Consider the following 11,878-nt stretch of genomic DNA (forward strand, 5'->3'; position numbering starts at 1 on the left):
TTTAAAAAAAACCTTTCAGTTATGACCCAAATTATTTTGCTTATTCGAAGTTTTTAAAAAAGAAAGATTTTTTAAATAAAATGGATATTGCTATTCGAAAATTAAGAAGTTTAGGTAAATTAAATTCAATTGAAAAATAAATAAAAGAATCTAAGAAATATATAATAATATTTTAAAAAATTAATCTTTTCCTGGATAGGAATTAAATTTTGGGAGTTTTTCAAAATGGTCAAGCCAAGAAACTCGTTCTTTGACCATAACTTGGGAATCGGGTGGATTTGAAGAAAGATCATTTAAGGTTCCAGAATGCACATCGATAAGACCTGGTAAAAGAACTTCATTTCTATAAAATAACCCTGTTCCGCAGTTACCACAAAACTCTCTTGTTCCATTTTTGGAAGAAGCATAAGATAGAGGTTTTCCCGAAATTTTGATTTGATTTTTTTTAAACGCAATCCAACCGACCATTGGAGCACCTGACCAGCGCCTACAATCTGTGCAGTGGCAGAGTGAATGATAGACTTCTTTTCCTTCTGTTATGTAAGAAATCGCGCCGCAGTGGCATTTACCTTCTCTCTGAATCTCTATTTGCATTTTGTCTTCCTTAGAAATTAAAATCAAGAAAACGAACATAGTTATTGGTAGCTTAAATTCTTATTTTTGCAAATTATTTATTGTAATAAACTAAATAAAAATTGAGAATTTTTCTAATTTCGCTAAAATTTAATTTATAGACATTTTAAAATGGAAATTTAGGGGGAAAAAATGTTATTACTTAAAAATTTTAATAAACTTCTATGTATTATTATTTTTTTATTTTTTACAAGCCACATTTCAGCTCTCACAAGAGACAGTATTATATTAGAAGATTCTTACTTTACCGAAAATAGTAAAAAGTTAAAAATAGAGCGATTTGAAGCCATTTCACCTCTTTATAAAATAAAGAAAAATTATGATGGTTATTATTTAAAAGATATTTTTAAATTTAAAAATATTGATATTTTAAAATTAGATGTTGTCACTTTTGAAGCAAAAGATGGCTTTAAAATATCTATACCCGCTTCTTTTATAAATGAAAATAATCCTTTTTTATCTATTCGAGATACTTCATTAGCAAATGGTAAAAATTGGGAAGAAGTCAAAGATGGAGGCCGTATCATAGATGGGGGACCTTATTATTTAATGTGGGATTTAAAAAAATATAAAGTTCCTGAGAATTATTGGGCTTTTGGTGTTGTTAAAATATTATTTCAATCATTTAAAGAAACATATGGAGAAAGTATTCCTGAAAATACAAGTAATAAAAAAATAATGCAAGGTTTTCAAATATATCAATCAAGTTGTTCAGGGTGCCATTCTGTTAATTTAGTGGGAGGAACATTAGGTCTTGAAATGAATGTTCCTAAAAACTTTACTGAATATTTATCAAAAAAATTTATTATAAGTTACTCAAAATCACCATCATCATATAGAGCAAATGCAAAAATGCCTCCACAGCATTTTTTAACCGTAAATGAAATTAATTTAGTAATATCTTATTTAGAGGCAATGAAGTTTAATAAAATTTGCAATACAGATGATAGTTGCCAAAAAATAACATTAAAAAAATAAATTTTTTATTTTAGAATATTTACATCAATACAAGTGTAAAAAGCCTCTGGACTATCATCTCTTTGCCAAATATTATAAATTACATATTTACCAGGATTTACCTTAGGAAAAGGGCAATTCATTTGATATCTGTTTCCATTTGTATTTGGCTTCGTAATCTTACAAAATGGTTTTAATTCTAAATCTGACCATTTTAATAAATTTAAAGAATCATAATTTTTATTTGTGATATAAAATTCAAAGTATTTTGTAGAATGTTTTGCAGAGGCAAAAAATATAAAATTTATTTCATTATTTGTATTTTTTAAGTCTGTCGCTATCCAATCATTTCTTGGTATATCTAAGCCAATAAATTTTAAATTATTGCCACTACATAATTTTCCATCAGGTATTACAATTCTATGATTATCATTTGCATTTGCCTGATTGATTCCATTCCAATTGTATAATGCTTCACTGCCATAAGTATTTACTAGGTTTTTGCAAGCATCTGATTTTGGATGTTCAGGATTTTCTAAAAAACAATTGTAGACTCGGCTTTTTGGATATTCCATTGTTCCATGTGCAAAACAACTGTAAGATATAAGGTTTGAAAATAAAATAACAGTTAATTTATTCATGAGATTCTCCCAAATAAAATATTAGGCATATAAACTTTTTTTTATATATGCTTAATATTTTATTTGAGCAAACGTTCAATTTTTGACGAATTTGTAATAGTTTAGTGCTGTAATAGAGGGGTATTTAAAATAAATTAATTAACTTTACAGTCTTTAAGAATTTGTTCAAATATGCCAGAAATTTCAAATTCAGCAATGGAATCTTTTTTTGCAGCTAAAATATCTCGTTGCATTTTTACGCCATCACGACAGCTTGGACAACCGCTTACAACAGCTTGCGGTGGTTCTTCACGAATTTGTTCGAATAATTTTTCTGAAATTTTTGTGCCTATTTTAGGGTGTTTTAATCTTCCTGTACCTGAAAGGCCACAACATTTATCGTAGGCTGCAACTCCAGTAAAATACATTTTTAAAAGTTCAATTTGAGCTTGAGTTGCCAACTTTGTATTATGGCATGGTACTTTAAGGCCCACAGTTTTATTTGATTTTTTAAGAGAATAAGACTGTGTGTTACTTAATTCCTTATTTTGTTGTGATTTTTTTAATAAATTCATTGCTAATTCAGCAGTATCTTTTACTTCAAAATCTATTTTTAAAATATCAAAATCTTCGGGAAGTTTTGCTTTCAAACGAACTTGCTCTCGAATAACATCATCTTTCATTAATAATCGCATTTCTTTAATTGCTTCACAACAAGTTGGACAATTTGAAAATACAATAAATTTTGGAATTTCAATCAAACTAGAATGGCACTCTTCTACTAAGCGATAAATACATTTTGTAATTTCGATTAAACTTAAAATTTGACTTTGTTTTGCACGTTCATGAAGACCATCTGCTTCAAAAGGAAAACCGCAACACATTTTTTTTTCTAGATCAACAATACGAGCATTTAAAATATTTTTAAAATATTCATCTACACTTGTAGTTGCATTTGGATTGCCATAAGTATCCATGCAACCGCGATATCGAATAAATACGGTATTATTTTCAAGTTTATCATGAGCAACGAATTTTTCGTTACTATCTTCTTTTTTAATAAGAACAAAATTATCATTTGGAACTATTTTTGTTCCGTTTTGAATTGCTTGATAATGAGTTAATGAAAGTGTTGGTGGAACAGTATAAGATTTAATCCAATCTGGAACTGATTTTAGTTTACGAAAAAAAGTTAAAAAAGGTGCACCTAATAAAATAAAAAAAGCGACTAATTTATATGTTAAAGATTTAAAAAAATCTTCACCCATAAGGCGTTCATAAATAAATCCCCATATTTTAGATCCCATAGAAGGGAGTTTCCCCATTTTGTGATAAGCTCTCATTAATGGGTGAATTTCAATATCAACAGGGCAGGCTTTATCGCACTTACGGCAGTAAAAACATTTTGAAAGAAGAGCTGCGCTTTCTTTCATCATGAGTGATGTCGTTGTTAATATTTTTTCTACTAAATGAGTATCCCCTGTTTGTTCTGCGCCTCTTCTTAAATGTGAAATACGTTCCATAAACATAAGAACATTTCTTTTGCTAGGTAACACTGAAGTTTTGCTGTTACGTTTTTTTTCTCTTTCAAGTTCGTGTTCTGCATCTATGACTGGACAAATTTTACAACTATTGCAACGTGTACAACGCTGTCCTTCTTGTATTGCAAAATTTTCAGCTATTGTAATTTGAGTTTCAGCGCTTAATATTTCATCTGGTCGTTTGGCAATTAACTTTGATTTTATTAAGGAATCTTTTATACATTTAGCACTTGTATTTAGTAAACGAGCTCTTAAAGAGCGTGCGTGACTTGTTCTTAAAAATAAAGTATCTGGATTAAATAAATCTTTTGGGTCTAAAATATCTTTAATTGCGCACATACGCTTAAAATCATCTTGAGGAATATAATTTAACCATAAAAAAGGTGCTTTTCCAGCAACACCATGTTCTCCTGTAAAACGAGCGCTCCCATTTTTATCTGAAGATGGCGCTAAATTTTGCGCTTTTCCAATTACATTTTCAAGATAATCCCATGCGATATCGGCTTGTTCTTCGTCATATAAATCAAAACCACCAATATTCCAATGGATAATTGCTGTATGATTTGGGGTTAAATGTCCAAATAGTACGTCTTGTTTTTGTTCTGAATTCTCTCTGGGCTTTGTATTTGCAACAATTTTTAAAACTTCACCTAAATATTCAGTACGAATTTCCATATCTGTTTTACATTTTGTGCGAAGTTTTTTAGGAAGTTCTTCTCTTGGTTTTCTAAGGATCTCAAATTCTTCAATATTGTTACTTTGTAGTAAAGGATTTGTTTTATCTACTTTTAAAACGACATCTTCAATTTTTAAATTTAATTCTTGAATTGCTTTATGAGCTGTTTGTTCATTTAATAAATGCTTTTCAAGGCAGTTTTCTTTGCTGTTTCCTTCTACTGCTAAAATAATAACAGCTTCATCATCTTTTGAAAAAACACTTGGAAAATCTTGCATTAAGTAACGGCGAATACTTTGGCCTGAAATAAATTCAAAATATTCAGGTTGTACTGTTTTAGATAATTTTTTTATAGCGCGTGTTGCGGCCATAGCAGCGTCGACATTATTAAAGTGCCAACGCGAAGCTTGAAGCCACTCCAAAGGTTTTTCAATTTCAAAAGTGACTTCATAAATAAAACCAGTTGATCCTTCAGCTCCAACAAATGCAGATATTGGTAAAGTGGGAGCGTTTTTCATGGTATCAATATTTAATTCGCCTTTTTGCAATTGTTCAGCGCGTTGCGCAATCATGTTTGCTGCCGCTTTCATTCCTTGTAAGGGAACAACAATGCCTTGCGAGTTAGGTGTTATACAAGCTAATAATCTTTTATTTTTTATTTCATCTAAATTTGATTTAAATTTATTTGTATTTTCAATGCTAAAAAATTTTCTTGCCAATAAAAAGGGTTCATTATTAATACAATCGGATTCTTCTTTATCTGCAGAAAAGCACAATGCGGTACCATCTAAGGTAACGGCTCTGCCATGTAATATAACTTCAAAAGCTTTTCGGCCTCCATTACTTCCTGTCGCAGCAATTCCACCTGTCGCAGCTCTAGGGGTATTTGGGTCACACCTTAAGACAAAGCCTCTTTTTGCTAAATAGGAAACAAGATCTTTAAAGGGAACACCAGAGCCAACAGAAATTTCAAATTTATCTTGAGATCTTCTACTTGGTTTTATTTCTGAAATATGATCAATTCCTCGAACACTTATCGTAACAGCAGGTGCCATGGGAGTTACACCCATATTGTAGCCGCCACCTTCGCCGTATGGGATCATAGGAATATCATTTTTATATAATAAAGTAACAATTGATTGAAGTGCTTTACAAGAATAAACATGAATTACAGCTTCTGTTATTAAAGCACGGTGTTCCATGCTGTCTGCAGAAAAAGCTTCACGATCTAGCCAAAGAGCTGAAAAGTTTCCTTCACCTACAATGTCTATTATTCTATTTTTTAAATTTTTTAATTTATTTCGAATTTCAAACGTTTTTTGTACACGTTTTGTTATAAATTGACATAAGTCAGGTTCGAGTTCTTTATTTAAGATAGGAAATATATGATTATCAAATTCATCTCTTGTAATAATGCTGGGAAGAAATGTATGTTTTCCTGAAGTATCAATTCCTAATTTATCATAAACTTTTTTTGCAGCATCACTCGGCATAGGAGGCATCAGTCCAGCAAGGTCTAGCCAATTATCAAGTTCCGCCGTATTCATTTTGAGATCCTTTATCTTATAGTTCTTGTGTAGTTAATTTTTCTTCATGAAACGTCATAAGGTTACCGAGAACTCTTTCTCTAACAGCCTTTAATTGATTTGCTTTGTATTGTTCATGAGAAGCAGGTCCAAATTTAGCCATTTCATAACTTTCTTGATCCATCATTTGTATTTCAATTGGAAAATAATGGGCAAAATATTGTGGTATCACACTTTCCATCCAAGGTTCTTGTCTTAAAATTCCTGTATATCTTCGAAGTTGATTTGTCATAGATTCTAGCACAAGAAAAGCCGGATTTGGTGTACGAACTAAATGCCTGACGGTAAATTGAAGGGATTTATAGTGCTGACTTGTAAATGAATTTGCTCTTTTAGGTATTTCATCTAGGTTTGCACCTGACCAGCTCATGTTTTTACACATTTCTTCAAATTCTTTATCTGTTAAAGTACCACAAGAGTTTAGCTCTTTAAGAAAATTATAAACTTTTTTGGGATGTTTTATATTTAATAATGAATTACGGGTTCTTATAGAAACTACTTGATGAGGTATAATAATGTCCGCTTCTATTAATAATTTTAAAAGTAACGGAATTTCATTTGGATTTTGAACTACAAAACGCACACCTAAATAATCAAATACTTCATCAACAATACTATCTGGTTTATGCAAAAGTTTTAAAACAATACTAGTCCTTGTTTTTGCTTCTTTCCATTCCACTTTATTAAGTCTAATAATAAGATCTTTAAATCGGCAATCTAGAGTTTCGTTATTATTTTGATGTAAAATATTTCGAATGCGTGAAAATATCTGCTCGCGAGCATCATCAATGATATGAAGTCTTCCACTATATTGTAAATTTGAAATAGCATACATTACCTTTAAAATAGAACAACACCATAATCTAAGGTAACGTTTACGGGGGTGAAAAGAACTTGCGTGAATTAATAAATCACATGGATTTGTCATATGAAGTAATTGGGAAGGAACAATGAATTTATCTCTTTCTGTATGTGTAAATAATATGTGTCTGATAAAAAATAGAGCTTCACCAAAAAATTGCTCAAATTGTTTAATGTGCATTTGGTTTGTTAAATCGAAGCCGCAGTTTTTTAAAAAAATCTCTGCTTGAGCTTCTGTTTTAAAATTTAAATTTCTTTGAGAAAATGAATTTTTAATGCCAAGGATAACTTCAAATTCTTGCCAAGGAATATTCCATGGGGAATGAAATGACGACATAAATGGCTCAGAATGGTTCTTATTTTCATGATGCCTTTGGATTTCTTTCAATTATAAACCCCCAAAACCGACAAAATCCAGACGTTTACAACTCTTGGTCTAGAATGGCTATTCTATATTTGTCAGTTATTTAAGAAAAAGGAAAGGAGGCGCATTTGATTCGTAAAAAAAATATGAAAAGAGAAAAGACGCACCATTTTCTTTTTGCCTTATTTGGTCTTTTAATTAGTTTATTCATTTTTAATCATGTACTTGCGGCGGATGACAAAAAAAAAGATGATAAACCCGCCGCAACCCCAGCAGGTCCTCCTGTTCCTATTTATATTCCCCCCTTGCCACGTCATGTAGAATTTCCACCTATCACCTATGGGAAAGAGGCTTCCATTGAAGGTGAAACCGAATTGAATATTACAAAAATGAGATTTTGGTATGTTGCTATCCTGGCTTCATGGAATGTAAAGTCGAATGAAATCGCAGATATTCTTAATAAAAATTATAAAGTTTTTACCCAAAGAAATGTTGGAGTTATTGCTTTGTACTCCAATGACACAAAGGAGTCTGTTGCCAATTGGAGAAAAAAAAATAATCCCTTGTTTATGAATGAATTTGCTTCCCGAAATTTTTTAGATGCTTTAAAAAATCCTAAAATTCCAACAGTTTGGGTAATAGGAAATCTTGGCGAAGTTTTACAGCGTTTAGAGCTTCCTACAAAGGAAGAAATGCAAAAAAGTGTAGAAAAGGTCATGATTTTGACGGCTTTCTAAAAAATAAAATGGAATAAGCGATAACATAGAAATTAGCACAAAATTTCTGAGAGCTTGTCATAGTTACATATTTAATATACTGTTTAGACCGCTTCTTTTAAACCTAGGAGAGAGTTGAATGCTGAATATGGAAAGATTAAAGAACAAATTATCTTTTTCTATCATCATTCCACTTACTATTGCTTTAACAGGATGCCTTAATTCAAATAACAACAGTGCAAATCAAAACTTAGTTTTAAAAGGTTCCGTTGCTGAATTAAAGGAAACTGTCGTGCTTGACCCCGCTTTTATTCACCGCCAAGAATTGGCTGAGCGGAGTTTTTTTGGTTTTTCCGGAGCACAACACAATCATCTTAATAATGATCATATAGTAATGAATGAAGATGAAATTGATGAATATATTAGCGAAGATACTAAGGTTTCATTAGACTCAAAAGTGGGTAAGTTTGGAGGACTTGAGATCCTTTGGCCTGTAAATGGTAAATTATCCAGTCTTTTTGGAATGCGCACCTTAGGATTTCGCTCTAAAAAAACTCGAAAGAGTAGCAGTAAGTTAGTTTCAAAAACTCGAATGCACTCAGGAATTGATATTAGCGCTCCCGTAGGAACGCCAATTCACTCTTCTTATGATGGTGTTGTCTTGTTTTCTGGAAATAAAAATGGCTACGGAGAATCTGTTATTATTGGTCACAATGCAGAGCACGAAACACTTTATGCACACATGAGTAAAATTGTAGTTAATGATGGTCAATTTGTGCGAAGTGGCCAGCTTATAGGCTTTGTTGGTAAATCAGGTAGGGTCACAGGAGCTAATTTACATTATGAGACACGTATTTCAGGTGTAGCTTATAATCCTCTTGCGTATTTGCCTGCAAGTGGCAATAATAAAATGAAGGTGGGAATGCAAACGCCATCTTTAGCTAGTCAAATCGCTTTTTATCAAAATCTATCTAAAATGGCATTTGTTTCAGATAAATCAAAAAGTGTTTCCAACTAGAAAACGTATATTTTTACCGAATGAGGTACTTGTTTAAATACAGGTACCTTTTTTTATAATTAAAAAATATTAAAATTAGTTGAGAACAGCCATTTAAGGGGGTTATAATATATTCATTATAATCTCTCTTAAAAGGCGGAAAATCTATGTTCATCAAAAAGAATATTATTTTAAGCATTTTTAATATTTTCTTTTGTTCATTCAGTTTTGCATCTAGCACAGATCAGGTTAAATTTGAAAAAAAGCAGACATACTACGAAAGAATGCCAAAATTAAATAAGGGAGGAGTATTACATTTTCAATTATCAAATGATCCTAAAGTAATGAATCCTTTATTAAGTGAAGATTCAGAATCTAATTCAGTTGAAGGCTATTTATGGATGTCATTATTTAATTTAGATCCCGAAACACTAAATTTTATACCTGCATTAGCAACAGAGTACGTGATATCTGGCGATAAAAAAAGTTACACTTTTAAATTAAATGAACTTGCAAAATGGCAAGATGGTACTCCTGTGACATCGGAGGATATAAAATTTACCTTTGATACCCTTATGAATCCTAAAACTCATGCGGCAGCGCTGAGGAGTTTTTTTGAGGGTGTTTCTTTAAAGGTGATAGATAATCTTCATTTTACCTTTCACGTTGAGGAACCAAAGTTTGATACATTGAATTTTCTTACCGCTTTTATCCCAATACAAAAAAAACAATTCGAGCTTTCAAAAGATTTTAATAATGATAAAGGAATTATGAATCCAATTGGAAATTCTGCTTATGTAATGGAAAAATACTTAAGAAGTCAAAAGATTATTTTTAAGAGAAATAAAAATTGGTGGGCAAAGGATTTGCCAGACTATAAAAACAGATTTAATATAGATGAAATTATTTTAGACATTATTCCTGATCCAAATTTAGCATATGAGAAATTTTTAAAAGGTGATATTGATCAAATTTCATTCAATGCGGAACAATGGAACAATAAAGTAACTGGAATAGATAAAGAAAAATTCGGCACCACTCCTCAACAAAAGAAAGTGTGGTCGTTAAAAGAAAAAAATAAGTTTCCTAAACCTTACACGTTTATAGCTTGGAATTTAAAAAACCCTTTGTTTCAAAATGTAAAAACAAGAACTGCTTTGTCTTACTTAGTTGATTACAAAAAAATAAATGATACAGTTTATTATAATTTATATACTCAAAGTACTTCTCCATTTGGTTCCTTTACTGACAATTCAGATCCTGAATTAAGAAAAAAAGATAAAATTATAACTTTTGATAAAACTAAAGCTTTATCATTATTAAAAGAAGATGGCTGGATGAATGATGGATCAGGGGTTTTATTTAAAGAAATAAACGGTAAAAAAGTGAATTTTGAATTTACTTTAGATACCAATGCAAATAATCCTGCGCGGCTTAAAATTGCACAAATTGTAAAAGAAACTTATAAAACAGCAGGAATTAAAGTCAATATTCGAACAACTGAATGGAATTCTTTTTTAGATAATTTAAATAAACGTAATTTTGAATCCCTTATTCTAGGATGGTCTGGAACCTTATTTCCAAACGCAAAACAAATTTGGGATTCTAGTTCAGAAAAAAATGAGGGTTCAAACTTTATTAGTTACAATAATCCAAAAGTTGATGAATTAATTAAAAAATCAAATATTGAATTTAATCAAAGTAAAAGAAATAAAATTATGCAAGAAATAAATAGAATAATTTATCAAGATCAACCTTATACTTTTTTGTCAGAAGTAAACTTTATTTTAGAAGGATTAAATAGTAAAATTAATTCTCCAAGATGGATATCTACCTATGAATCAGGTGCTGCTAGTGATTTGTTTTATTTAGTTAAATAAGTTGGGAAATATGAGAAAATACTTTATTCGAAGATTTCTTGCAATTATTCCTATGTTTTTTTTAATGACAGCATCGTATTTTTGTATTCAAAATTATTTACCTGGGGGTCCTGTTCAAGAGGCAATAGCACGTATTCGAGGAATGGGTGGTGAAGGAGGTTCTACAAAAAGTACAAGTATGGGACCAGAAGATATTAAAAAACTCACTCATGAATTAGAAGTACAATATGGGTTAGATAAACCAGCATTAACACGTTACTTTATTTGGGTTAAAAATATTTTATCTTTAAATTTTGGTGATTCACTTACTACAAGAGCTCCCGCAATAGATCAAATTATCGAACGACTTCCTATTTCTTTGTCATTTGGAATACCGGGATTTTTTTTAACTTATTTAATTGCAATTCCATTGGGCGTCGTTATGGCCTTAAAAGAAGGCTCTAAATTTGACACCATTTCATCTTTTATTTTATTTATTACTTATAGTATTCCAGCTCTTGTTTTTGCTGTAATTTTTTTACTTATATTTTGTACAGACCGATTTTTACCATTTGGAGCTCTGTTTCCTCTGGGGGGATGGAGATCAGATAATTATGAAGATTTATCTTTTATATTAAAATTTGTTGATTTAATAAAACATATGTTTCTTCCTGTTCTGGCATCTGTCATTGGTAATTTTACAATTTTTGCGATGTTGCAAAAAGATAGTATGCTTGAAGTTATTCGATCGGATTATATTCGAACTGCAAAAGCAAAAGGTTTAAGCGATAATGTGATTGTATTTAAACACGCATTACGTAATGCTTTATTGCCTCTTATGGTTGGTTTTGGCGCTGTTTTGGGTACTTTTTTAGGTGGTTCTATTATTATAGAACCTATATTTGGACTTCCCGGCATTGGAGTTTTAAGTCTGCAATCTCTCGCTTCACGAGATTTTAATGTTGTTATGGCTATAGTTGTATTGCAATCTTTGGCTATTTTATTTGGTCAAATATTAAATGATATTGTATATGTAATAGTTGATCCACGTATTGAATATAAATAAAA

At 30.8% G+C, this 11,878-nt stretch carries 9 protein-coding genes; 5 read left to right on the forward strand and 4 right to left on the reverse strand.

Going from position 1 to position 11,878, the window contains the following annotated elements:
- Window positions 1–180: 180 nt before the first annotated feature.
- Complete coding sequence (locus GCL60_RS11265) at window positions 181–594, reverse strand: GFA family protein (RefSeq protein ID WP_153420759.1); 414 nt, start codon at window positions 592–594, stop codon at window positions 181–183.
- Between the two features lie 171 nt (window positions 595–765).
- On the opposite strand from GCL60_RS11265, the gene GCL60_RS11270 reads away from it, so the two are divergent.
- Window positions 766–1,611 (forward strand): c-type cytochrome, encoded by an 846-nt coding sequence (locus GCL60_RS11270; RefSeq protein ID WP_153420760.1) that lies wholly within the window; start codon window positions 766–768, stop codon window positions 1,609–1,611.
- Between the two features lie 5 nt (window positions 1,612–1,616).
- Here GCL60_RS11270 and GCL60_RS11275 read toward each other — a convergent pair whose 3' ends face one another.
- From GCL60_RS11275 to GCL60_RS11285, 3 genes are all read right to left on the reverse strand, one after another.
- The gene (locus GCL60_RS11275) at window positions 1,617–2,231 is read right to left on the reverse strand and encodes a lytic polysaccharide monooxygenase auxiliary activity family 9 protein (protein WP_153420761.1); all 615 of its coding nucleotides are present in this window, start codon (window positions 2,229–2,231) and stop codon (window positions 1,617–1,619) included.
- Between the two features lie 134 nt (window positions 2,232–2,365).
- Window positions 2,366–5,974, reverse strand: coding sequence for an FAD-binding and (Fe-S)-binding domain-containing protein (locus tag GCL60_RS11280; RefSeq protein WP_153420762.1), 3,609 nt, complete (start codon window positions 5,972–5,974; stop codon window positions 2,366–2,368).
- Window positions 5,975–5,990: 16 nt separating this feature from the next.
- On the reverse strand, window positions 5,991–7,262 hold the full coding sequence (locus tag GCL60_RS11285; protein WP_153420763.1) for a TIGR04552 family protein: 1,272 nt from the start codon (window positions 7,260–7,262) through the stop codon (window positions 5,991–5,993).
- A gap of 104 nt (window positions 7,263–7,366) precedes the next feature.
- Here GCL60_RS11285 and GCL60_RS11290 point away from each other — a divergent pair, with 104 nt between their 5' ends.
- The 4 genes from GCL60_RS11290 (at window position 7,367) to GCL60_RS11305 (ending at window position 11,876) form a co-directional block, all read left to right on the forward strand.
- On the forward strand, window positions 7,367–7,975 hold the full coding sequence (locus tag GCL60_RS11290; protein ID WP_153420764.1) for a hypothetical protein: 609 nt from the start codon (window positions 7,367–7,369) through the stop codon (window positions 7,973–7,975).
- Window positions 7,976–8,093: 118 nt separating this feature from the next.
- The gene (locus GCL60_RS11295; protein ID WP_153420765.1) at window positions 8,094–8,972 is read left to right on the forward strand and encodes a M23 family metallopeptidase; all 879 of its coding nucleotides are present in this window, start codon (window positions 8,094–8,096) and stop codon (window positions 8,970–8,972) included.
- Window positions 8,973–9,118: 146 nt separating this feature from the next.
- On the forward strand, window positions 9,119–10,831 hold the full coding sequence (locus GCL60_RS11300; protein ID WP_153420766.1) for an ABC transporter substrate-binding protein: 1,713 nt from the start codon (window positions 9,119–9,121) through the stop codon (window positions 10,829–10,831).
- Between the two features lie 10 nt (window positions 10,832–10,841).
- Window positions 10,842–11,876 carry an ABC transporter permease gene (locus tag GCL60_RS11305; RefSeq protein ID WP_153420767.1) on the forward strand — a complete coding sequence of 345 codons (1,035 nt, stop codon included), beginning with the start codon at window positions 10,842–10,844 and terminating at the stop codon, window positions 11,874–11,876.
- Window positions 11,877–11,878: the final 2 nt, after the last annotated feature.

The organism is Silvanigrella paludirubra, assembly GCF_009208775.1.
Classification (GTDB): Bacteria; Bdellovibrionota_B; Oligoflexia; order Silvanigrellales; family Silvanigrellaceae; genus Silvanigrella; species Silvanigrella paludirubra.